Source organism: Agromyces larvae (assembly GCF_022811705.1).
In the GTDB taxonomy this organism is placed as follows: Bacteria; Actinomycetota; Actinomycetes; order Actinomycetales; family Microbacteriaceae; genus Agromyces; species Agromyces larvae.
Map to the genome: position 1 here is coordinate 3401154 of NZ_CP094528.1, position 23516 is coordinate 3424669.

The window sequence follows — 23516 nt, forward strand, 5'->3', positions numbered from 1 at the left end:
CGTCGGTCCCGACAACGATCGGATGCCCCGACGCGGTCTCTCGCTCGCCGTCCTGATCGTCAACCAACTCCTCGCCGGTGTGGGCGTGGCCAGCGGCATCGCGGTCGCGGCGCTGCTCGTCGAGAGCCTCACCGGCACGGCGATCCTCGCCGGGCTGAGCCAGACGAGCTCGGTGCTCGGCGCCGGGCTGGCCGCCGTGCCGCTCGCCCGGCTCGCCGTCGCACGCGGCCGGCACGTCGCGCTCGCCTGCGGGTACGCGCTCGCGGTCGTCGGAGCCGGGCTCGTCATCGGCGCCGCGGTGAGCGGGCTCGTGGTGCTCGCATTCGTCGGGCTCGCGGCGTTCGGCGCCGGCACCGCGGCCGGGCTGCAGGCGCGGTTCGCCGCGGCCGAGGTCGCCGCGCCGGGCTTCGAGGCGCGGTCGCTGTCGCTCGTGCTGTGGGCCACCACGATCGGGTCCGTCGCCGGGCCGAACCTCGCCGACGCCGGGGACGTGCTCGGGCAGGCGCTCGGGCTGCCGCCGCTCGTCGGTCCCTTCCTCGTGTCGGGCGCGGTGTTCGCGCTCTCGACGCTGCTCGTCTCCACTCTGCTCCGGCTGCCGCCACCCGGAACCCTCGCCGCTGACGCGCAGCCCGAGGCATCCGCCCTTCCCGCCGCTCCTCTCGTCGGGGACGCTCGTGATCGCTCCGCGGCCGGGGAAGCGGCGACCAGCGACCCCGACGGGGTGGGGGAGGCCGAGCCTGAGCCCGAGCCCGCGCCCGAGCCGTCGCCGGGCGCGTGGCGGGCGCTGCGGATCGCGGTGCGGGATCCGCAGGCACTGCTCGCGCTGCTCGCGATCGTCTGCTCGCACACGATCATGGTCGGCGTGATGGTGATGACGCCCGTGCACCTGCACGCGCACGGCGCATCGCTCGCAATCGTGGGGCTCGTGCTCAGCATCCACATCCTCGGCATGTACGGCGCGAGCCCGGTGATGGGATGGCTCGTCGACCGAGTCGGCGCGGCCGGGGTCATCGCGGCCGGCGGCATCATCCTGTTCGTCGCGACGGTGATCGGCATCCTCGCGCCCGCCGACGACCTGCTGCTCGTCCCGGTCGCGCTCGGGCTGCTCGGGCTCGGCTGGTCGGCGGGACTCATCGGCGGTTCGGCGCTGCTCACTCGGGCGGTCGCACCGACCCTGCGGGTGCCGCTGCAGGGCGCATCGGATGCCGCGATGAACTTCTCGGCGGCGATCGCCTCGGCGTTCTCGGGGGTGCTGCTCGGGTTCGGCGGATTCGCCGCGGTGAACGTGGCGGCCCTGCTCGTGCTCGTGCCCCTGGCCATCGGTTGGGCTCGGGCGCTCATGTCCCGGCGGGCCGCCGCGCCCCGGGAGTCGCACGGAGCATCCTGACCGCCGCTCGTCGACGCCGATGGTCGCGCTCCCACGGTGCTCCCAGCGTTCGAGAGGGAACCTCACAAACTGGCGTGATGGGTTGGTGGGGCCCCCGATTGCCCCCACACCCTTGGATCTCCCCGAATCGTGCAGCCCGAAATCACCACGCCCGCCCGCCACCGTTCGACCTATCGCCCCCCTGCCGACCTCCCGATCGACCGCGATCTCGCACCCGAGCCGATCGAGTCGGATGCCGTCGCCGCGAGCGAGCGCTCCATCGATGAAGCCCGCCTCGACGAGCCCGGCATCGCCGCCGCCGCCGATGCCGCTGCGGATGCTGCTGCTGCCGCCGCTGCCGACCGAGCGTCGATCGGGGCCGACGCGGCGACCGGCTCCGACGGACGGGACGGTGCGACCGCCACGCGGGTGCACGGCCGGCACCGGGCCGACCGCCGAGGCAACCGGCGTGCCGCGGCAAGCGGCCTGGTTCGGCGGCTCTCCGCCGCGACGGCCGCGGCCGCGCTGCTGAGCGTCAGCGTGCTCGGCGTGGCGGCGTCCGACCGGGGTGCGGTCGCCGTCGCCGAGGCGGACGAGGTTGCACCCGAGGCATCCGGCGATGTCGTCGACACGCTCGCCGCACCCGCCGCCGAACCCGAAGAACCGCCCGCGATCACGGGCAGCCTGTCGACCACCCAGGCGCCGTTCACCGGCGGCACCGAGGTCAGCGTCGACGGCGAGCACCTCGACGAGGTGGCGAGCGTGACCGTCGGCGGTGTGCCCGCCACGATCGTCGCGGCCGACGATCACCACCTGACCTTCGCCGTTCCGGCGACCGCGCCGACCGCGCTCGGCACCGTCGAGGTCGCGCTCGCCGACGACGAGGGCGAGCCCGTCGGCATCGAGGTGCCCAGCGCCCCCGCGACCGTCGGCACGCCGACCGTGATCGAGAACGCGGCCGCACCGGCGGCGGTGTTCACCTCGGCTGCGGCATCCGGCGCGACCGGGACCTCGACGGCGACCGGGGCCGCGACCGCCACGGCGACCTCGACTCCCTCGACCGCCAAGACCAAGTCCAAGACCGCGGCCAAGACGGCGACGACCACCATCGTGCCCGCCGCGCTCACCCTCACCTACACGAGCGACCCGCGCATCGACGCGCAGGCGAACTACGTGCTCACCTACTGGCACGACTACAACCGCGGCCAGTTCATGGTGATCGAAGGGTACGACTGCGCGAACTTCACCAGTCAGTCGCTGCTGCAGCGCGGATGGCAGATGGACGGCTCGTGGTGGTACGACTTCGCCACCGGAGCATCCTCGCCGACCTGGACCAGTTCGACCGCGATGCGCGACTGGCTGTACACGCGCCCCGATCTGGCGACCCCGCTGGATGACTCGCAGCGTGCCGCGGTGAAGGTCGGCGACATCGCCCAGTTCGACTGGGACAACAGCGGCGACCGCGACCACACCGCCGTCGTCACGCGCGTCGAGCACACCGATGCCGGCACGAAGGTCTGGGTCGGCGGGCACACGAAGGACGCCGACTACTGGGACGTCGACACCGCGCTCGCCACGGGCGGCGGCTCGGTCTCCTACTTCTCGCTGCGCTGACCCCGCCCGGCACGCACTTCCCGCCCGGCACGCACTTCCCGCCCGGCACGCACTTCCCACCCGGTACGCACTTCCCACCCGGTACGCACTTCCCGCCCGGTACGCAATTCAGGTCGGGAGGCGTGTCGCGGCCCCGGAAAGCGGATGCTCCGGCCGACACGCCGAGCGCGAACCTGAATTGCGTACACGGGCGGGCGGGTGGGCGGGCAGTAGGCGGCGCGCCGGACGGCGGCCGGCGCGGCAGGCGGCCGGGAGGCGGCGTCAGCCGCCGAGTGCGTCGCCGACGATGCGCTGCGCCTCGGCCTGCACCTCGCGCAGGTGCTCGGGCCCGCGGAACGACTCGGCGTAGATCTTGTAGACGTCCTCGGTGCCGCTCGGGCGGGCGGCGAACCAGGCGTCCTCGGTCACGACCTTGACCCCGCCGACCGCCGCGTCGTTGCCGGGCGCGCGCGACAGCTTCGCCGTGATCGGTTCACCCGCGAGGCCGGTCGCCGCGATCGCGTCGCCGTCGAGCTTGGCGAGGCGCGCCTTCTGCTCGGCGGAGGCCGGGGCATCCGTGCGCTCGTAGGCGGGGTCGCCGAACCGCTCGACCAGCGAGCGGTACAGCTCCGACGGCGACTTCCCGGTGACCGCGCGGATCTCGGAGGCGAGCAGGCACAGCAGGATGCCGTCCTTGTCGGTCGTCCACACCGTGCCGTCGAACCGCAGGAACGACGCGCCCGCGCTCTCCTCGCCGCCGAACGCGACCGACCCGTCGATGAGCCCCGGCACGAACCACTTGAACCCGACCGGCACCTCCCAGAGTCGTCGGCCCAGCGACGACGCGACCCGGTCGATCATCGACGACGACACCAGGGTCTTGCCGATCGCGGCATCGTCGCGCCAGCCCGGCCGGTGCGCGAACAGGTACTCGATCGCGACGGCCAGGTAGTGATTGGGGTTCATGAGCCCGCCGTCGGGCGTGACGATGCCGTGCCGGTCGGCGTCGGCGTCGTTGCCGGTCAGGATGTCGAAGTCGGCGCGATGCGACAGCACCGATGCCATCGCGCTCGGCGACGACGGGTCCATGCGGATCTTGCCGTCCCAGTCGAGCGTCATGAACGACCAGGTCGGGTCGACGCGCTCGTTCACGACGGTCAGGTCGAGCCCGTAGCGGTCGCGGATGGCGGCCCAGTACGACACGGATGCTCCGCCCAGCGGGTCGGCGCCGATCTTGATGCCCGAGCGTTTGATCGCGTCGAGGTCGATGATGTTCGCCAGGTCGTCGACGTAGTTCGTGCGGAAGTCGTACGTCTCGACGCCGCTCGGCTCGGCCTGGTTCACCTCGCGCAGGCCGCCCTCGATGAGCTCGTTCGCGCGGTTCGCGATCCACGTCGTCGCATCGGAGTCGGCGGGGCCGCCGTGCGGCGGGTTGTACTTGAAGCCGCCGTCGGCGGGCGGGTTGTGCGACGGCGTGATGACGATGCCGTCGGCCTCGCCCTCGGCGCGCTTGGCGGGGTCGTTGTTCCACTTCAGGATCGCGTGCGACACAGCCGGCGTCGGAACGAAGTCGTCGAACTCGTCGACGAGCACGCGCACGCCGTTCGCGACGAGCACGTCGAGCGCGGTGGTCTGCGCGGGCGCGCTCAGCGCGTGCGTGTCGGCGCCGATGAACAGCGGACCGGTGGTGCCCTGCGCCGCCCGGTACTCGCAGATCGCCTGGGTGATGGCGAGGATGTGGTCTTCGTTGAACGCGGTCTTCAGCGACGACCCCCGGTGCCCCGAGGTGCCGAACGCGACGCGCTGCGTCGGCTGCGAGGCATCCGGTTTCAGCTCGTAATAGGCCCTGACGAGCCCTTCGACGTCGATGAGATCGTCTGCCGTCGCCGTGGTGCCCGCTCGCTCATGCATCCCCCCAGTCTGCCGCGCCCTCGCCGCGCCCACGAGCCCCTCTGGTCGGATCTTCCACCGTCTCGGTGGAGCGGTCGGGTCGGGTCATCCACAGCTTCGCGTTCGACCGCCTTCGGCGCCTGTCGTGCCGGTAACGTCGTGGGTGCCCGATCGGGCGAGGACACCACGCGACTGGAGGCACATCGATGAAGCTTGCCGAGGCGCTCGCCGAGCGCGCCGACGCGACGAAGCGGGTGGCACAGCTCCGCGATCGCATCGTCCGCAACGCGCGATACCAAGAAGGCGAGACGCCGGCCGAGGATTCGGCCGCGCTCCTCGCCGAGACCGACGACGAGCTCGCACGCCTCGAGCGGCTCATCCGCCGCATCAACCGCACCAACGCGAGCGTGCGGCTCGATGACGGGCGCACGCTGACCGACGCCCTCGCGCGGCGGGATGTGCTGCGACTGCAGCACGCGATCGTGACCTCCGCGGCCGACGCCGCGTCGGGGCAGGGGCAGGGCGGGTACGCGCGCCAGCTCCGTTCCGAGTTGCGCGTGCTCGCCGCCCTGCCGGTCGCCGAGTTGCGCTCGCGTGCGGATGCGATCGCGCGCGAGCTGCGCGCGATCGATCTCGAGATCCAGGAAGCGAACTGGACGGTGACGCTGCTCGACTGAACGGAGATCTCGACGCGGTACGGGTGCGAAGTCGGTAGCCGGGCCGGGAGCGTGCACAAGCCGAGCCGGCGGCTGATCCGGCACTCACCGGCGCGCGGGGAGCAGCGCTCGGGTTCGACTCCCGAACCACAACGCAGGCTCAGCACAGCGCATCGGTGACGGCGCAACGCGCACATCGCATCACCACGTGCAGACCCGGAACGGTGAGGGAGGGATCGGGGACCTTCGCACCTCGACATCGACCGCTCACGCGGCCGCGCCGGCGCCGACCGGAAGGTCGAGGGAATCGCCGCACGGCCGGAACGGTCCTCGCAGATCGACCCGGAATCGCGCCGATGTCGCCTGGGTGAGCGTCGGAGGCCATCAGAAGTCCGAGGCCGTCAGAAGAGGGCGTGCACCAGGGTCGCGACGGTGAAGATCGCGAGGCCCGCAAGCGCGCCGACGACCGTGCCGTTGATGCGGATGAACTGCAGGTCGCGGCCGACCTGCAACTCGAGCTTCGCGGACGCCTCGGCCGGATCCCAGCGCTCGACGGTCTCGGCGATCACGCCGGCGAGGTCGTGGCGGTAGGTGCGCACGAGGTGGGCCGCGGCATCCGTCGCCCAGTCGTCGACCTTCGCCTGCAGCGCGGCATCCGTCGCGAGCCGCCCGCCGATCTCGGCGACCGCGTCGCGCAGCCCCGCCCGCAGCTCGCTGCCGGGATCCTCGAGCGACGACTCGAGCGTGGTGCGCACCGTCGACCACGCCTCGGCGGCGAACTCGCGCACCCGCGGGCTGTCGAGCAGGTCGAGCTTCAGCGCCTCGACGCGCGCGATGAGCGCAGGGTCGTGCTGCAGACGCTCGGCGAACTCGGCGAGCCAGGCATCGATCGCGAGGCGGGCCGGATGCTGCGGATCATCCCGAACCGCGCGCGCGAAGCCGAGCACCTCGCGGTGGGCGCGCTCGTCGACGAACCGGTCGACGACCGACGGCACCCACTTCGGCAGCCGGCTCGACACCATCGCCCCGAACGCCTCGGGGTGCGCGGCGAGCCACGCCTCGGCCTGCTCGGCGATCGCGTCGAGCGCGTGCCGCTGCTGATCGGCCGCGACGAGCTGCGCTCCCACCCGGCCGATCGCCGGCCCCCACTCGGGCGCGAACAGGTGCCGCCGGGCGAGCTGGTCGATGACGCGTTCGACGTCGTCGTCGGCGAGCAGGCGCAGCACCGCGCGGGCGGCCGCGGCGGCCTCGCCGGTGAGCCGTTCGGCGTTCGCCGGCACCCGCAGCCACTCGCCGAGCCGGCGTGCGAGCCCGATCGACCGCAGTTTGCCGAGCACCACCTCGTCGGAGAGGAACTCGAGCTCGACGAAGTCGCCCAGGGTGCGCCCGATCTCGTCCTTGCGCGTCGGGATGATCGCGGTGTGCGGGATGGGCAGCCCCAGCGGATGCCGGAACAGCGCGGTCACCGCGAACCAGTCCGCGAGGGCGCCGACCATCGCCCCCTCGGCGGCCGCCCGCACGTACCCGAGCCACGGGTACGCGTCCTGCAGGGCGAACGCGATCGCGAACACGACGGCCGCGGCGACGAGCAGCCAGGTCGCGAGCGCCTTCATGCGGCGCAGCGCGATGCGGCGGGCGGCGTCGGTCAGGCGGGGTGCGTCGGTCGTGGCATCCGACGCGTCCTCCCGCTGCGCGGCGAGCCGCGAGGCATCCGTCATGCCCGTCACGGTACGCCGCCCCCCGCAGCCCGCTGGCTAGGCTGGCCTGCATGACCGCAACCGGCGACCCCCAGCCCTCGGAGACGTACTCCTACCTGGGGCCGGCCGGTACGTTCACCGAGGCGGCCCTGAAGCAGGTGCCCGAGGCGCAGGGCAAGATCTGGCGGTCGGTCAACAACGTGGGCGAGGCACTGGCGGATGTCACGACCGGGCGTTCGACCGCGGCGATGATCGCGATCGAGAACTCGATCGAGGGCGGCGTCTCGGCCGCGCAGGACGCGCTCGCCACCGTGCCCGGGCTGCGGATCGTCGGCGAGTACCTCGTGCCGGTGAACTTCGTGCTCGTCTCCCGGCCCGGCACCGCGCTCGCCGACGTGCGGGTCGTGAACGCGCACCCCGTCGCGTACGCGCAGACCCGCGGATGGCTCGAACAGCACCTGCCCGACCACGGGCACATCCCCGCGGCGAGCAACGTGCAGGCCGCGACCTCGCTCTTCGCCGACGACAGCAACGCCGACGCGGCGGTCGCCCCGCCCGGCATCGTCGACCAGCTCGACGTCGACGTGCTCGCCGAGGGCATCGGCGACAACCCGAACGCCGTTACCCGGTTCGTGCTCGTGAGCCGGTCGCTGCGCATTCCGCCGCGCACCGGCGCCGACAAGACGAGCGTCATCGTCGAGCTGCCCGACGACGAGCCGGGCTCGCTGCTCGCGATGCTCGAGCAGTTCTCGACGCGCGGGGTCAACATGTCGCTGCTCGAGTCCCGGCCGATCGGCGACGCCCTCGGTCGGTACCGCTTCGTCATCGACCTCGACGGGCACATCGAGGACGAGCGCGTCGCCGACGCCCTGCTCGGTCTGCGCCGGTTCAGCCCCGGCGTCATCTACCTCGGCTCGTACCCCCGCGCCGACCACCTCGAGGTCGAGTACCACTCGAAGTACGACGACGAGGTCTACATCGAAGCGCGCGACTGGCTGCGCGGCATCCTGAGCGGCGAACCCGAGACCTGACCCCGGGCCGCCGCACGCGCCCACCGCACCGCGCTACCCGCCTCGGCGTGCGCGCGCGCCCTCGCCGGCCCGCCGCCCCCCACCGATTCCGCCGCTGCGCCAACTCCGCGCCGTCTGCGCCAGTCGATGTGGCGCGGAGGGCGCGCAGATGGCGCAGTGCGCGGCGCGGCCGCGGAGGGACGGGCGGTCGCGTCGCGCAGTTTTCCAAACGAGTTGCGTAATGGATGCCACGGAGTGTGCCGCTCCCGGCGCATTCGGCGTCACGAGGCTGCAAACTGCCTCTTGACAGCAGAGTTATGCAAAGCGTTTACTAAATGCGTTCCGCACCACACGCACCATGCACCACGCACTCACCACGCACCATCCGCAGTCACTCATCCACGCGGCATCGTCGCCGCCCACCTCCCCAGGAGAGACCATGCGCATCACACGAATCACCGCCTTCGGGGCGCTCGCCGCGGTCGCGGCGCTCACGCTCGCCTCGTGCGCCGGCACCGGCGCGACCGCAGGCGCCGACGGTCCGCAGCCCGTGCCCACCACGAAGGGCGAGGGCGAGACGCTCGTCGTCTGGGCGATGGAGGGCGACTACCAGGACGCCACGCTCGAGGCCATCAACGCCGCGTTCACCGAGCAGACCGGCGCCGAAGTCGACCTGCAGATCCAGCAGTGGGACGGCATCACGACCAAGATCAGCACGGCGCTCGCGACGTCGAATCCGCCCGACATCATCGACATCGGCAACACGCAGGTGCCGGGCTACGCCGCGAACGGCGGTCTGCTCGACCTCACGAACTACGAGGACGACCTGAAGCAGGGCGCGACCTGGCTCGCCGGCCTCGAGGACCCGGCCCGCATCGACGGCTCGCTCTACGCGGTGCCCGGCTTCGCGGGCGCCCGCGCCGTCATCTACAACACGGCGATGTGGGCCGACGCGGGCGTCACCGAGGTGCCGACGACCCACGATGACCTCATCGCCGCCCTCGATGCGGTGGCCGCGGCGCACCCCGAGCCCGACTTCGCGCCGTTCTACCTGCCGGGCCAGTACTGGCAGTCGAGCATGCAGTTCGTGTGGGATGCGGGCGCCGAGATCGCGACCAGCGAGGGCGGCGAGTGGACGGGCGGGTTCTCGACGCCCGAGGGCATCGAGGGGCTCGAGCAGTTCGCCGAGTTCCAGAACACGTACTCGACCGGGGCATCCGCGACGCTCGACAACATCACGCCCGACCAGAACCAGATCTTCGCCGACGGCAAGACGTCGGCGATCCTGAGCACGGGCGGCTCGATCGCGGGCATCACGAAGGCGAACCCCGACATCACCGCCGACCAGCTCGGCACCTTCCCGCTGCCCGGTCTCTCGGGGCAGAACCAGCCCGCGATGCTCGGCGGCTCGGTCTGGGGTATCTCCGCCAAGTCGCAGCACCGCGACCTCGCGCTGCAGTGGGCGAAGATCGCGGGCAGCCCCGAGATCCAGAAGGACTACGTGTTCGGCGTCGACGGCTGGATCCCGAACAGCACGCAGGCCGTCGAAGCGGCCCAGGCGAGCGGCCTGACCCCGCAGCAGGAGGGCTTCTTCGCCGCGGCGCTCAACTCGAAGGCGACTCCGGCGGCCGCGAACTGGCCGACGATCGAGGGCGACAAGAGCATCGCCGAGCTGTTCGGCGCCGTCGCGTCGGGCTCGAAGTCGGCCGAGGACGCCGCGAATGCGATGGACGAGCACCTCGCCGACGTGCTCAACGGCTGAGGTCGTGACCGTCGTCGATCCGGCCGCGCGAGCGCGGGCCGCCGGGCAGGACGCTCCTGCCCGGCGGCCCGGCCCGCCCGCGGCCGACCAGCAGGCCGGCGGGAGCGCCGGCCCGAGGCATCCGGATGCTTCGAAGCGGCCCCGCTCGAAGCGACCCGCCGGCCCGGAGCATCCGACCGCCCGCCGCCGGGATCGCGCCCCCCTCTGGCTGCTGAGCCCCGCCGGGCTCGTGATGGCCGTCGTGACGGCCGCACCGATCGTGCTGCTCGTCGGCATCTCGTTCACCGACTTCGACCAGCGGTCGCTGTTCACGGGCGCGTTCTCGTTCGTCGGACTGGAGCAGTACGCGACGGTCTTCGCCGACCCCGACTTCTGGCTCGCCCTCGCCCGCACCGTCGTCTTCACCGCGGCGATGGTGGCGGGCAGCGTGCTCGTCGGCATGGGCGTCGCCCACCTCATGACGCTGCTGCGCCCGGGCATGCGCTACCTGGTCACGGTCGTGCTGATCTGCGCGTGGGCGATGCCGAACGTGGCATCCTCGCTGGTCTGGAACTGGCTGTTCCAGCCCGGCTACGGCGTGGTCAACTGGCTCCTCACCCAGGTGCGGGTCTTCGGCGATCTGACGGATGTCGCGTGGTCGCAGCATCCCGTACTCGCGGCGACGAGCATCTGGGCGCTCATCGTCTGGCAGGCGGTGCCGTTCATCGCGCTCACCCTCTACGCGGCGCAGGTGCAGATCCCGACCGAGTACTACGAGGCCGCCCGCCTCGACGGCGCGAGCGAATGGCGGGTCTACCGATCGATCACGCTCGTGTTCCTGCGCCCGACGCTGGGGCTCATCACCATCCTCTCGATCATCTGGGACTACAACGTGTTCAACCAGATCTGGCTCGTCTCGCAGGGCGGCCCCGACCAGGCGACGACGACGCTCGGCATCTTCACGTACAAGACGGCGTTCGTCGGGTTCGAGCTCGGCGCGGGTTCGGCGATCTCGGTCGTGACCACGCTCATCCTGCTCGTGCTCACGGCTGTCTATATCCGCAGCCTCGTGCGATCGGGGGAGGACCTGTGAGCACCGCAGCCCAGCCACGCCGCACCGCGCGTCGGCGGCGGAGCATCCCGAACCTGATCGCGATCGCGTTCTGCGCCGTCTGGATCTTCCCCGTCTACTGGATGGTGAACACGGCGTTCAAGCCGCGCAGCGAGATCCTGACCGCGACGCCGATCTTCTTCCCGCAGCATCCGTCGATCGACAACTTCATCGTGGCGATCACGCAGACCGGCTTCCTGACCGACCTGCGCAACAGCCTCATCGTCGTCACCGGCACGGTGCTGCTGTCGATCGTGCTCGGGTTCTTCGCGGCGGCGGCGCTGTCGCGGTTCCGCTTCCGGGGGCGGCGTGCGGTGCTCGTCGCGATCCTGGCGGTGCAGATGCTGCCGGGCACGGCGCTGCTCATCCCGACGTTCCTGATGTTCAACAGCCTGAACCTGCTCGGCACGTTCGCCGGGCTGGTGCTCGCCTACGTCGCCGCGGTGCTGCCGTTCTCGATCTGGGTGATGCGCGGGTTCTTCGTCGCGATCCCCGCCGAGATCGAGGAGGCGGCGCGCATCGACGGGGCGAGCACCTGGGCGGTGCTGCTGCGCATCTGGTTCCCGCTCGTCGGGCCGGGTGTCATCGCGACGAGCATCTTCGCGTTCATCGCCGCGTGGAACGACTACCTCGTCGCGTACACGTTCATGAAGGACCAGGCGATGTACACCCTGCCGGTCTGGCTGGCGTCGTTCACGACGCCGACGACGGGCACTGACTTCGGCGGGCAGATGGCCGGCTCGGTGCTGTTCTCGCTCCCGGTGATCGTCTTCTTCCTCCTCATCCAACGCAACCTGGTGACCGGCCTGTCGGCCGGCGCCGTGAAGGGCTGATCGATGCTCGTTCCCCGACCGCGCCGCGCAGCACCCGCCGGCCCGTCGAGCGGCGGCGCCGCCGGTGCCGGCCGTGACGGACGTGCCGGCCGTACCGGCCTTGCCGCCGGTGCCGGCCGCGCCGGCTTCGAGCTCACCGCGTCGAGCGCGATCACCGCCGACGCCGAGCTCGCGCCGGTCGCCGTCTGGCTGCAGGGCGCGCTGCGCCCGCCGACCGGGTTCGCGCTGCCGGTTCGGCCCATCGCGGGCCGGCTCACCGGGTCGATCCGGTTGGCGATCGATGATGCGCTGCCGGCCGAGGGGTACCGGCTGCGGGTCGACGCCGAGGGCGTCGACGTGATCGGCGGAGGTGCGGCCGGGGTCTTCGCCGGATGCCAGTCGCTGCTGCAGCTCTTCCCCCCGGCGATCCACCGGCGGGCGAGGGTGACGGATGCCGCGTGGCGGCTGCCGGCCGTCGAGATCGACGATGCGCCGCGGTTCGCGTGGCGGGGTGCGATGCTCGACGTCGCCCGGCACTTCCTGCCGGTGCGGGACGTGCTGCGGTTCATCGACCTGATGGCCGCGCACAAGCTGAACCGGCTGCACTTCCACCTCACCGACGACCAGGGGTGGCGCATCGAGATCCCGCGGTACCCGCGGCTCACCGAGGTGGGCGCGTGGCGGCACGAGAGCCAGGTCGGCGCCGCCCCCGGTGCACCCGGCGACGGCCGGCCGCACGGCGGCTACTACACGCAGGACGACCTGCGCGAGATCGTGGCGTACGCCGCCGAACGGTTCGTCACGATCGTGCCCGAGATCGAGTCGCCCGGGCACGTGCAGGCGGCGATCGCGGCATACCCCGAGTTGGGCGTCGACCGCCCCGACGTCGACGTCTGGACGGGGTGGGGCATCAGCGAGTACGTGCTGAACGCCGAGGAGTCCACGGTGCGGTTCTTCTGCGACGTGCTCGACGACGTGATGGACCTCTTCCCCGGTCCGTACATCGGCATCGGCGGCGACGAGTGCCCGCGCGTGCAGTGGCGGGGGAGCGCACGCGTGCAGCAGCGCATGGGCGAGCTCGGCCTCGCCGACGAGGGCGAGGTGCAGGGCTGGTTCACGGGCCGGCTCGCCGAGCACCTGCGCGCCCGCGGGCGGCGGGCGTTCGGCTGGGACGAGCTGCTCGAGGGCGAACCGCCGCACGACGTCGTGGTGGCGTCGTGGCGGGGCTCGGCGGGCATCACGATCGCCGCGCGGCTCGGGTACGACGTGGTCGCCTGCCCCGACGACGTCGCCTACCTCGACTATCGGCAGTCCGACGGCCCCGACGAGCCGATCCCGGTGTCGGTGCCGGTCACGGTCGTCGACGCGTTCCGGTTCGACCCGGTGCCGCCGGGGCTCTCGCCCGAGGAGGCGGCCCACGTACTCGGCGGGCAGGCGAACCTGTGGAGCGAGTACATGGACTCGCCGCGCACCGTCGACTTCTTCGCCTTCCCGCGGCTCGCGGCGATCGCCGAGGCGCTCTGGTCGGGCTCGGGCGGCGACGAGGCCGGCTTCCTGCGCCGGCTCGACGCGCACCTGGCCCGCCTGGACGCGATGGGCGTCGAGTACCGGCGTGCCGACGGGCCGCGCCCGTGGCAGCGTCGCCCCGGCATCCCGGGCCGGCCCGAGACCCGCGCCGAGCGCGAGGCGAACATCGCCGCACTGGTCGCGCAGCTGCCGCGCGTGTGACCGGCGGACGGGCCAAGATGGGAGGGCACGCCGTCGCGCGGGCGGGGAGGAGCACCCGGATGAACCGGCAGGTCGGCAGCGGCGGCGCGGGCCTGCGGAGCATGAACGCCCGCGACGTGCTCGCCGCGCTGCACGGCTCCGACGAGGCGCGCACCGTCGCGGATCTCGCGGGCGAGGTGCGGCTGACCCGGCCGACCGTCGAGGCCGCGCTCGCCGAGCTGGTGCAGATGGGCTGGGTGCAGGAGGTGCCGCCCGAGGCGGTCCCGAATCGGGCGGGCCGGCGGGCGCGCCGGTTCCGGTTCCACGCGGCGGCCGGGCTGCTCATGGGCGTGGATGTCGGGCCTCACGCCGTGACCTGCCTCATCTCCGACCTCGCCGGCGCCGTCGTGCACTCCGAGGAGGAGCGGTACGACGACCACGGCGACGCGGCGACGGCGTGGGCGGTGATCCGCGCGGTCGTCGAGCGGGCGCTCGACGCGGTGTCGGCGACCCGCGTGCTCGCGACGACGGTGGGGGTGCCGGCGGTCGTCGGCCCCGACGGCGTCATCGCGTACTCGGTCGTCGTGCCCGGCTGGCTGCGCGCCGGCATCCCGTCGCTCATCTCGTCGTCGTTCCCGTCGGACGCGACCTTCTTCGACAACGACGTGAAGCTCGCGACCCTCGCCGAGGCCGAGTGGGGCGGGCTGCGCGACGCGCGACACGCGATCTTCCTGCTCGCCGGCCGGCAGATCGGCGCGGGGCTGATCGTGAACGGCGAGCTCACCCGGGGTGCGAACGGCGCGGCGGGCGAGATCGGCGGGCTCGACTCGGTCGACTGGGCGTCGGCGCCCGTGCGGCTGACCGACTCGTTCGACCCGCCCCTGGCCATCGAGCAGATCTTCGAACGGGCGGCCGAAGCCGACCCGGCGGCGGTCGGCGCCGTCGCCGTGTTCGCCCGCGACATCGCCGAGGGCGTCGCGGCGCTGGCGCTCACGGTCGACCCCGAGGTGGTCGTCGTGGCCGGCGAAGCGGTGCTCGCCGGCGACGCGTTCCTCGTGCCGCTGAGGCGCGCGCTCTCGTCGCTCTGCCTGTCGACGCCGCGCATCGAGCCGACCTCGCTCGGCACGCGCGCGGTCGCGCTCGGCGCCCTCGCCCGCTCGCTCGAGCACGTCCGCGACGCCGTGCTGGAACTGCCGCGGCCCTGAGCGCGCGGGTGCATCGCGGCTAGGCTGTCGCCACCCGACGAAGGAGCCGGCATGACCGAGACGAAGCCGAACTTCGACCCGCGCTACGACCCGCGGTTCCAGCGGGGCTGGGTCGAGCCCGAGGGCGGTGCGGATGCCCCGCCCCACGCCGACCCGCCGTCGCACCGGCAGGCACCGCAGCAGGCGCGACCCGCGCGGCCCGCCCCGGAGTCCGCCGAGGATCCCGCCCACGATCCTGCTCCGGCGCGGGCCGAGGACCTGTTCGCCGAACTCATCGCCCCCGAGTCCTCCGAGCCCCGCGACCCCCGCGACCCCCGTGGCGGCCGCGAACAGTCGCAGCTCGCGCCGCGGGGCGGGGCCGGGCTGCCCGAGGTGCAGGTCGCCGGTTTCGCGCCGTCGGCGTACGGCGTGCCGGTCGAGGCATCCGACCTGGTGCCGCCCGAGTCGGTGCGGCGCGTCGCCGGGCGGTGGCTGTGGCTGGTGCTCGGGCTGTCGCTGGTGTTCGTGATCGGCGGCGCGCTCGCCTACTGGCAGTCGCTCACGGCGCAGAACCCGTACACGGGTGCGGTCTCGACCATGGACCCCGCGACCATGCTGATCATCTCGTCGGCCGCGCCCGCCGCCGTCGAACTCGGCGTGATCGGCGTCGTCGCGAGCCTGGTCGGCTGGGCCATCATCGGGTCGACCGCGCGGACGCGCGGGGCGCCGGATGGGGCAGAGGTTCCGGATGCCTCGGCGGCAGGTCGGCAGGTGGACGCGTGAGCACCGCACTCGGCCGGCGGATCACGGCGTCCCGGGTCGCGATCGTCGCCCTCGTGGTCTGCCTGATCGCCGGTGCCGCCGTCGCCCAGTGGGCCGCGCAGACCGCGACCGACCGGAACAACCAGGTCTGGAACTGGTCGGGCGAGCCGTCGGCCGAGGTGTTGCTGCAGATTAACGTGCAGCAGTACCTGTGGGCGATCGTCACCCCGATGGCCGGCACCCTCGCCATCGCGTCGGCGTTCGGACTGCTGGTCGTCGGTTCGCGCCCGCTCGCCGTGCGGTGGTCGCACTGGGCTGCGGAACGCGCCGCGCAGCACGCCGCCGATCACGCGGCCGACGTCGCGGACACTCTGCGGCCTATTCGGCCACCCGCACGATGAGCGAGCCGGGGTCGACCCGGAAGTCGGCGGCCACCACCGACCCGAACTCGTCGCCGTCGATCTGGAACTCCTCGGCCTCGCCGTCGATCCGGATCGACACCGACCGGCCGCGCCCGTAGACGATCTCGCGCCGGCGATCCCCGCCCGTGAGGTCGAGGAACTGCCGCCCGACCGCGGTCTTGCGCAGCACCGGGTTCTCCCACGTCACGCGCCGCCAGATGAACAGCCAGCCGAGCAGGTTCCGCGGCTGCAGCACGACGACGTCGAGACGGCCGTCGTCGATCTCGGCGTCGGGGATCAGCTCGATGTTGCCCGGCAGGTAGCCGAGGTTCGCGACCAGGATGCTCGAGGCCCGGGGCCGATGGATGCGGCCCCGGTCGATGCGGTACCTCACCCGGAACGGCTTCGACGCGGGCAGCACGCGCAGCCCGGCGTCGACGTACGCGAGCCAGCCGACCCGCTTCTTCAGGTCGGAGTTCGTGTTCGCGATCATCGACGCGTCGATGCCGACGCCGGCCATCACGAGCGATGAATGCGACTCCTCGGTGCCGTCGGCTCGCCGGATGTCGCTGACGAGCACGTCGACCGTCCGGTCGATGCCGACGAACGCGAGCACGACGGCGTCGGCGAGATCGTTGACCGGGATCCCGATGTTGCGTGCGAAGAGGTTGCCGGTGCCGAGCGGCACGATGCCCATCGGCACCCCGCTGCCGCGCAGCCCCGCCGCGACCGACCGGACGGTGCCGTCGCCGCCCGCGGCGATCACGAGATCGGCCCCCTGCGCGAGCGCTTCGCGGGTCTGCCGTTTGCCCGGATCCTCGACCGTCGTGTCGATCCACAGACTCGGCGCGAACCCCTGCCGCTGCTCGGTCTCCTCGACGGCCGCGCGCAACCGGTCGTACCCCTGCTTCGAGGGATTCGCGACGATCGCCGCACGCGCCCGGCCCGTGGCATCCGCCCCCTGAGCCCCTTGATCCCCACCCACGCTGCAACCGTACGACATCTAGACTTGCAGAGTGATCGACCCCGTGCTCCTTCGCGAGAATCCAGACCTGGTCAAGCGTTCGCAAGAGCTGCGCGGCGAACCGACCTCCCACGTCGACGACGCCGTCGCCGCCGACGCCGAGCGGCGTGCGGCGATCTCGGCGTTCGAGAACCTGCGGGCCGAGCAGAACGCGTTCGGCAAGCGGGTGGCCCAGGCATCCAAGGACGACAAGCCGGCGCTCGTCGCCCAGGCGCAGCAGCTCGCCGCCGAAGTGAAGGCCGCCAACCAGCGCGCGACCGACGCCGAGGCGGCGTTCACCGCCGCGGTGCAGAAGCTCGGCAACGTCGTCATCGACGGGGTGCCCGCCGGCGGCGAGGACGACTTCGTCGTGCTGCGCGAGGTCGGCGAGAAACCCGTGTTCGACTTCGAGCCGCGCGACCACCTCGCGCTCGGCGAACTGCTCGACGCGATCGACATGCCGCGCGGCGCGAAGGTGTCGGGCGCCCGCTTCTCGTACCTGAAGGGCGTCGGCGCGCGACTGCAGCTCGCGCTCATGAACATGGGCCTCGACCGGGCGATCGCAGCGGGGTTCACGCCGCTCATCACGCCCACGCTCGTGCGGCCCGAGGTCATGCAGGGCACCGGGTTCCTCGGCGCGCACGCCGAAGAGGTCTACTACCTGCCCGACGACGAGCTCTACCTCGTCGGCACCAGCGAGGTCGCGCTCGCCGGGTACCACCAGGGCGAGATCCTGGATGTCTCGAAGGGTCCGATCCGGTACGCCGGCTGGTCGACGTGCTACCGCCGCGAGGCCGGGAGCCACGGCAAGGACACGCGCGGGATCATCCGCGTGCACCAGTTCGACAAGCTCGAGATGTTCTCGTACATCGATCCCGCCGACGCCGAGGCCGAGCACGAGCGCCTCCTCGCCTGGCAGGAGGGCATGATGCGCGACCTCGGGCTCGCGTACCGGGTCATCGACACCGCCGCCGGCGACCTCGGCTCGAGCGCCGCCCGCAAGTTCGACATCGAGGCGTGGGTGCCGACGCAGGGCACCTATCGCGAGCTCACCTCGACGTCGAATTGCACGACCTTCCAGGCGCGACGGCTCGACATCCGCCATCGCGGCGCGGGCGGCAAGACGTCGCCGGTTGCGACCCTCAACGGCACCCTCGCCACCACGCGCTGGCTGGTCGCGATCCTCGAGACCCACCAGCGGGTGGATGGCTCGGTGCTGGTGCCCGAGCCGCTGCGCGGGTTCCTCGGCGGACTCGAGGTGCTTGAGCCGATCGCATGAGCTCCCCTGCCCCGCATCCCGAACCGTGGCTCGTCGCGCTCGACGTCGACGGCACGATCATGCACGAGGACGAGTCGATCGACGCGGTCGTCGTCGACGCCGTGGCATCCGCCCGTGATCGCGGCCATCACGTGACGCTCGCGACCGGGCGCTCGTGGGCGGGCACCTCGCCGGTGCTCGGCCGACTCGGGCTGCGCCCCGATTACGTGGTGTGCTCGAACGGCGCGGTGACGCTGGGTCGCAACGACGCGGTCGAGGGCGGGTACGAGCGGGTGCACGTCGAGACCTTCGACCCGACCGAGGTGCTCGAGCGCATCCGCGGTGTGCTGCCCGCCGGCAACTTCATGGTGGAACTCGCCGACGGATTCCGCCTCTACACGGCGACGATGGGCGACTGGCTGCTCGACAACGCGCGCGAGGTGGTCTTCGAGGACCTGCTCGACCAGCGGGCGACCCGCGTCGTCGTGACCAGCGACGAGCACGACCTCGACGGGTTCTTCGGCATCGTCGACCGCATGGGCCTGCACCACGTCTCGTACGCGATCGGGTGGACGGCCTGGCTCGACATCGCCCCCGACGGCGTGAACAAGGCGACCGCGCTCGAACGGGTGCGCGGATGGCTCGACCACCCCCTCGACCGCGTCGTGGCGGTCGGCGACGGCCGCAACGACATCGAGATGTTCACCTGGGCGGGGGTCGCGGGTCGCGCCGTGGCGATGGGCCAGGCCCCCGACGAGGTCAGGTCGGCGGCCAACGAGGTCACCGCGCCCGTCGCCGAGGCCGGGCTCGCGGCGGTGCTCGACTCGCTGCCCTGACGCCGGCCGCGAGGCATCCGGCGACGCGATTCAGCGCCCTCACAGGCGCCGCTGGAAGGCTGGTGAAGTTGCGTGTCGGCTAGACTCTGAGCCAAACCGCCCGACGACGGTCTCTGCGAAACCCTCGCAGAGCTCGAGGCGTGCGGCAGGGAGGGCTGTCCGAGCGGCCGATGGAGCTGGTCTTGAAAACCAGTGGGCAGCAATGCCTCGTGGGTTCGAATCCCACGCCCTCCGCGCAACTGCCGGTACGACGACAGACGGAAGGAGCCCGGTGAACGAAGCACTGCCACCCAGCTCGCGCCGAGCCGCGAAGTCGCCGTCAGTGGCCCGCCACGGGCGCCTGAAGCGGCACACCCTCTGGAAGACGCTCGCGAAGGGCGCCGCCTCCGTGCTCGCTGTGCTGCTCGTCTCCGGCACCGCCGTCGGCGCGTACGCCGCACTCGACCTCGTGCAGACGGCGAAGCCCACGGTCAAGCTCGAGAGCGAGAAGGTGCTCGAGGGCGTCCCCGACATCGGCGCCATCGACGGCGGGGTGAACCTGCTCGTCATCGGCAGCGACAGCCGCCAGGGTCAAGGCATGGCATTCGGTGACCCCGACGAAGAGACCGCCGTGCTCAACGACGTGACCATGCTGCTGCACATCTCGCAGGATCACACGCACGTCGAGGTCATCAGCTTCCCCCGCGACATGCTCGTGTCGGTGCCAGAGTGCCCCGATCCCGAGGATCCCGAGGACCCGCTCTCACCCCTGTCGAGCGTGAAGATCAACACCGTGCTCTCCTACGGCGGCATGGACTGCGTCGTGAAGACGGTCGAGAACCTCGTGGGCATCACCATTCCGCTCGCCGGGGTCGTGCAGTTCATGGGTGTCGCGGGCCTGTCCGAGGCGGTGGGCGGCGTCGACGTCTGCGTCGCCGAGCGCATCGAGGACGAGTACACCGGCATCTTCCTCGACCCGGGCGTGCACACCCTGTCCGGCGTGCCCGCCCTCCAGTTCCTCCGCACCCGGCACGGCGTCGGCGACGGCTCCGACCTCGGTCGCATCTCGAACCAGTATGTGTTCCTCTCGGCGCTCGCACGCAAACTCCAGGCCGACGGCACGCTCAACAACCCGGCGACGCTCTTCGGCATCGCGAAGGCCGCGCTCGACAACATGACCCTGTCGAACGCGCTCGCCAACCCGACGTACATGATCTCGATCGCGAAGGCGATGAAGGACGTCGACCTGTCGAAGATCGCCTTCATCCAGTACCCGACCGCGTATGTCGAGGGCGGCGGTGCGGTCGCTCCCACAGCTTCAGCCGATGCCGTGAACCTGGCGCTTCAGCAGGACGTTCCCGTCCAGTTGGATGCTGCGGGCCAGGACAACGCATTCACGTCTGCGACTGACCCGAACGCGGCTCCGCCCGCGGATCCGTCCGCCGAGGAGGCGCCAGCGGCCGAGGCGCCCGCTGCTGAGGCGCCTGCCGCCGAAACTCCTGCGGCGCCGCCCGTCGAGACCTTGCCGTCTGATGTGACGGGCCAGTCGGCAGCAGAGGTTCGCTGCTCCGTCGCGAACGACGGGTGAGGCTTGCTGGTGCGGGCAGTTCGCGCTGTCCTCACCCAATGCCGCCGCCTCGAATCGTGTTTCGGGCGGTCGGCAGGTTATGATGGCAACCGCGTGCGCGCAGGCGTTCGCATGGAGACGTCGCATAGTCCGGTCGAGTGCACCACCCTGCTAAGGTGGAGTCCCCTCACGGGGACCGCGGGTTCAAATCCCGCCGTCTCCGCTGAAATAACCGGTGAGAGCCCATTTCTTGCGGCTCCACGGCGGGACGGGATCGGAGCGCGACTTCGTCCCGAGCGTGCAGTCGGCGGCTCACTCTGGGGCGCCGCGCCGACGCTCGGATCCGGCGCGGGCGGATGACGTCGGCTGCCGTCCGGTCGGCTGCGTCGTCTCGGTGAGCGACTGCGTGCCGAGCACGATGGCCAGTTGCAGGCGATCAGCGTCGGCGGAGCCGGGCTCGGCGGTGTACATCATGATGCGCAGGTCGTCGCCGGTGACGACGAGGATGTCGCAGTCGAGGGCGATGGGGCCGACGTCGGGGTGGTCGATGATCTTGTGGCGGGATTGCACGGCCGGCGGCGAGTCGGTGCCGCCCTCCCAGAGTTCGGCGAACCTCGGACTCGCGGCGCGCAACTCGGCGACGAGCCTGCGCAATCGCCCGTCGTGGGGGTAACGCGCCGCCGTGACTCGCAGATCGGCGACGAGGGCGGCGACCTGGTCGTCGCGCTCCTCGGGCGTCTGTCTCGCACGCGAGCCCGGGCCGACGGCGTTGCGCCACACGCCGTTCCGTTCGTTCCCGCGAAGCGCCGAGGTGGGGCCCATGAGGGCGTCGTAGGCTGCGTTGGCGACGACGAGTGTCCAGGCGGCGTCGTAGACGGCGACGGGGATACCGGTGAAGCGGTCGAGCAGCCGCTGCACGCTCGGGGAGAGCCGCGTGGGAACGACGCCGGAACCCGGTGCGGCCCGGCCTGCGAGGCGGAAGAGGTGCTCGCGCTCGGCGTCGCCGAGCCGCAGTGCGCGGGCGAGCGACTCGACGACCTGCTCCGACGGCGACGTGGCCCGGCCCTGCTCGAGACGCGTCAGATAGTCGACCGAGATGCCGGCGAGGCCGGCGAGCTCCTCCCGGCGCAGCCCCGATGCTCGACGCCGACCACTCGTGGGGATCCCGACGGCCTCGGGCGGGACACGGTCGCGCCAGCGCCGAACGGCACGCCCGAACTCCCACGTCTCCATGCCTCCAGTCTGCGCGCACGCGGGCTGGATGTCGTGGTACCGGCAGTCCTACGAACACCGGACGACTGCCTCCGAGCTCTCCCTGACGCGAACCTGGATGCATGACAACCACCCTCATCACCGGGGCGAACAAGGGCCTCGGCAAGGAAACCGCCCGTGCCCTCATCGCAGCGGGGCATACGGTCTGGATCGGCACCCGAGACGAGACCCGCGGCCGCGAGACGGCCGGCGAAGTCGGCGGACGCTTCGTACAGCTCGACGTCACGGATGACGCGTCCGTCGCCGCCGCGTTCGCGACCGTCGCAGCCGCCGGCACCGGCCTGGACGTGCTCGTCAACAATGCCGGTATCGCCAAGCGCAACGGCGGCGCGAGCACGAGCGAAGACCTCGATGGGCCGAGCGTGCTGGAAGTGTTCGACACGAACGCGGTCGGCATCGTTCGGGTGACCGAGCAGGCCCTGCCGTTGCTGAAGCAGTCCGCCAACCCGGTCGTGGTGAACGTGTCGAGCGCGCTGGGATCGTTCTGGGCGACGCACGAGCCGTCCCGTCCCGCGTCGCACTTCGTGTCGCTCGTCTACGGCTCCAGCAAGGCGGCCGTCTCGATGCTCACCGTCCAGTACGCCAAGGCGCACCCCGACGTGAAGTTCAACGCGGTCGAGCCCGGCATCACGGCCACCGAACTCGGCGGCGGCGATCCCGGCAGCCACCCCGGCCGCCCCGCCGCGGTCAGCGCCCGCATCGTCGCCGATCTCGCGACGATCGGGCCGGACGGACCGACCGGGACATTCCGGGAGGACGGGGGAGTGCTCGGCTGGTGAGCGTTCATCCCGGTGCTCGGCCGCGGGTTCGAGTCCCGCCGCCTCCGCGATGCGCCTCGACGCGGCGCACCGTCAGGTCGCGCGGCGCCCGTCCGCCCCACCGGCCCCCGGCCGCGTGCGCACCGGCCCCAGCCCCACCGCGACGAGCACACCGGTGATCGCGCCGGCGGCGAGGATCGACGCGAGCACGATGAGCTGGAACCGGCCCGCCTCGACCGGCGAGATGCCGGCGAAGATCGCGCCGACGAACGCGCCGGGCAAGACCACGAGTCCGGTCGTTCGGGTCTGATCGACGGTCGGCACGAGCGCCTCGCGGACCGCGTCACGCGCGAGCGCCCGCGTCGACTGGCGCGGCGTCGCGCCGAGCGACAGCCACGCCTCGACCTCGCCCCACCGTTCGCCGACCGCGCCGACGAACCGGCGGCCGGTGAGGGTCGCGATCGACATCGCGTTGCCGATCACGATCGCCCCGAGTGCGAGCACGTACCGGGTCGAGAACTCCAGTGCACCGGTCGCGAACACGGCGACGCCCGCGACGGCCACGCCGGCGGCGATCGAGCCGCCGATCGTCACGGCATGCGGCACGGACCATCCGATGCGGCCCGTCGCGACCGCCATCGCGACCGCGACCATGACGCCCAGCGCGACCGTGATCCAGCCCGGGCTCGAGATGATGCCGGTGAGGATGAGGCTCACCGCCGCGAGTTGCACCGCGGCACGCAGGATCGCGATCGCGGGCGCCCACCTGGCGCGGACCCGGAACCACCACAGCGCGGCCGTCGCGATCGCGGCCAGCAGCACGACGCCCGCGATCGTGGGGATGAGCTGCGCGGCGAGATCGTCGGCCATGCGGGAAGCGTAGCCGGGCGCGGCATCCGAGCGTGAGGATGCT

20 protein-coding genes and 2 tRNA genes are annotated in these 23516 nt (G+C 72.0%); 17 read left to right on the forward strand and 5 right to left on the reverse strand.

The genetic code is table 11. The features are described from left to right. Positions 1-22 precede the first annotated feature (22 nt). Both MTO99_RS16210 and MTO99_RS16215 read left to right on the forward strand, forming a co-directional pair. Positions 23-1387, forward strand: a complete 1365-nt coding sequence (locus MTO99_RS16210) for an MFS transporter (RefSeq protein WP_243554854.1) — start codon at positions 23-25, stop codon at positions 1385-1387. Between the two features lie 129 nt (positions 1388-1516). Then, positions 1517-2980, forward strand: coding sequence for an amidase domain-containing protein (locus tag MTO99_RS16215; protein ID WP_243554855.1), 1464 nt, complete (start codon positions 1517-1519; stop codon positions 2978-2980). 261 nt (positions 2981-3241) lie between these two features. On the opposite strand, the gene pgm is transcribed toward MTO99_RS16215, so the two are convergent. Next, on the reverse strand, positions 3242-4870 hold the full coding sequence (gene pgm / locus MTO99_RS16220) for a phosphoglucomutase (alpha-D-glucose-1,6-bisphosphate-dependent) (protein WP_243554856.1): 1629 nt from the start codon (positions 4868-4870) through the stop codon (positions 3242-3244). Positions 4871-5055: 185 nt separating this feature from the next. On the opposite strand from pgm, the gene MTO99_RS16225 reads away from it, so the two are divergent. Further along, positions 5056-5526, forward strand: coding sequence for a DIP1984 family protein (locus tag MTO99_RS16225; RefSeq protein WP_243554857.1), 471 nt, complete (start codon positions 5056-5058; stop codon positions 5524-5526). A 380-nt stretch (positions 5527-5906) separates the two neighbouring features. Here MTO99_RS16225 and MTO99_RS16230 read toward each other — a convergent pair whose 3' ends face one another. Next, positions 5907-7223 carry a DUF445 domain-containing protein gene (locus tag MTO99_RS16230; protein WP_243554858.1) on the reverse strand — a complete coding sequence of 439 codons (1317 nt, stop codon included), beginning with the start codon at positions 7221-7223 and terminating at the stop codon, positions 5907-5909. Between the two features lie 50 nt (positions 7224-7273). On the opposite strand from MTO99_RS16230, the gene pheA reads away from it, so the two are divergent. From pheA to MTO99_RS16270, 8 genes are all read left to right on the forward strand, one after another. Further along, on the forward strand, positions 7274-8233 hold the full coding sequence (pheA, locus tag MTO99_RS16235; RefSeq protein ID WP_243554859.1) for a prephenate dehydratase: 960 nt from the start codon (positions 7274-7276) through the stop codon (positions 8231-8233). 418 nt (positions 8234-8651) lie between these two features. Then, positions 8652-9974: an extracellular solute-binding protein gene (locus MTO99_RS16240; protein WP_243554860.1), complete on the forward strand. Its 1323-nt coding sequence runs from the start codon at positions 8652-8654 to the stop codon at positions 9972-9974. Between the two features lie 4 nt (positions 9975-9978). Beyond that, positions 9979-11046 (forward strand): carbohydrate ABC transporter permease, encoded by a 1068-nt coding sequence (locus MTO99_RS16245; RefSeq protein WP_243554861.1) that lies wholly within the window; start codon positions 9979-9981, stop codon positions 11044-11046. Next, positions 11043-11897, forward strand: coding sequence for a carbohydrate ABC transporter permease (locus MTO99_RS16250; protein ID WP_243554862.1), 855 nt, complete (start codon positions 11043-11045; stop codon positions 11895-11897). Before MTO99_RS16245 ends, MTO99_RS16250 begins: the two co-directional genes overlap by 4 nt. A gap of 3 nt (positions 11898-11900) precedes the next feature. Beyond that, positions 11901-13604 (forward strand): beta-N-acetylhexosaminidase, encoded by a 1704-nt coding sequence (locus MTO99_RS16255; protein WP_243554863.1) that lies wholly within the window; start codon positions 11901-11903, stop codon positions 13602-13604. Between the two features lie 59 nt (positions 13605-13663). Next, the gene (locus tag MTO99_RS16260; protein ID WP_243554864.1) at positions 13664-14788 is read left to right on the forward strand and encodes an ROK family transcriptional regulator; all 1125 of its coding nucleotides are present in this window, start codon (positions 13664-13666) and stop codon (positions 14786-14788) included. Positions 14789-14839: 51 nt separating this feature from the next. Further along, positions 14840-15550, forward strand: coding sequence for a hypothetical protein (locus MTO99_RS16265; protein WP_243554865.1), 711 nt, complete (start codon positions 14840-14842; stop codon positions 15548-15550). After that, entirely contained in the window at positions 15547-15930 is a 384-nt protein-coding gene (locus tag MTO99_RS16270; protein WP_243554866.1) for a hypothetical protein, read from the forward strand. Before MTO99_RS16265 ends, MTO99_RS16270 begins: the two co-directional genes overlap by 4 nt. On the opposite strand, the gene MTO99_RS16275 is transcribed toward MTO99_RS16270, so the two are convergent. After that, positions 15908-16915, reverse strand: coding sequence for a diacylglycerol/lipid kinase family protein (locus tag MTO99_RS16275; protein ID WP_243554867.1), 1008 nt, complete (start codon positions 16913-16915; stop codon positions 15908-15910). The genes MTO99_RS16270 and MTO99_RS16275 overlap by 23 nt on opposite strands. 31 nt (positions 16916-16946) lie before the next feature. Here MTO99_RS16275 and serS point away from each other — a divergent pair, with 31 nt between their 5' ends. The 5 genes from serS (at position 16947) to MTO99_RS16300 (ending at position 20796) form a co-directional block, all read left to right on the forward strand. After that, positions 16947-18212 carry a serine--tRNA ligase gene (gene serS, locus MTO99_RS16280; protein ID WP_243554868.1) on the forward strand — a complete coding sequence of 422 codons (1266 nt, stop codon included), beginning with the start codon at positions 16947-16949 and terminating at the stop codon, positions 18210-18212. Then, complete coding sequence (locus MTO99_RS16285; RefSeq protein ID WP_243554869.1) at positions 18209-19027, forward strand: HAD family hydrolase; 819 nt, start codon at positions 18209-18211, stop codon at positions 19025-19027. The genes serS and MTO99_RS16285 overlap by 4 nt, the downstream gene beginning before the upstream one ends. 149 nt (positions 19028-19176) lie before the next feature. Next, positions 19177-19261 (forward strand) — tRNA-Ser (locus tag MTO99_RS16290). A gap of 37 nt (positions 19262-19298) precedes the next feature. Then, positions 19299-20594 carry an LCP family protein gene (locus tag MTO99_RS16295; RefSeq protein WP_243554870.1) on the forward strand — a complete coding sequence of 432 codons (1296 nt, stop codon included), beginning with the start codon at positions 19299-19301 and terminating at the stop codon, positions 20592-20594. 113 nt (positions 20595-20707) lie between these two features. After that, positions 20708-20796 (forward strand) — tRNA-Ser (locus tag MTO99_RS16300). A gap of 89 nt (positions 20797-20885) precedes the next feature. Here MTO99_RS16300 and MTO99_RS16305 read toward each other — a convergent pair. Further along, complete coding sequence (locus tag MTO99_RS16305; RefSeq protein ID WP_243554871.1) at positions 20886-21806, reverse strand: helix-turn-helix transcriptional regulator; 921 nt, start codon at positions 21804-21806, stop codon at positions 20886-20888. Positions 21807-21907: 101 nt separating this feature from the next. Here MTO99_RS16305 and MTO99_RS16310 point away from each other — a divergent pair, with 101 nt between their 5' ends. Then, on the forward strand, positions 21908-22624 hold the full coding sequence (locus MTO99_RS16310) for an SDR family NAD(P)-dependent oxidoreductase (protein WP_243554872.1): 717 nt from the start codon (positions 21908-21910) through the stop codon (positions 22622-22624). Between the two features lie 72 nt (positions 22625-22696). On the opposite strand, the gene MTO99_RS16315 is transcribed toward MTO99_RS16310, so the two are convergent. Continuing rightward, positions 22697-23473 carry an ABC transporter permease gene (locus MTO99_RS16315; RefSeq protein ID WP_243554873.1) on the reverse strand — a complete coding sequence of 259 codons (777 nt, stop codon included), beginning with the start codon at positions 23471-23473 and terminating at the stop codon, positions 22697-22699. Between the last annotated feature and the right edge of the window lie 43 nt (positions 23474-23516).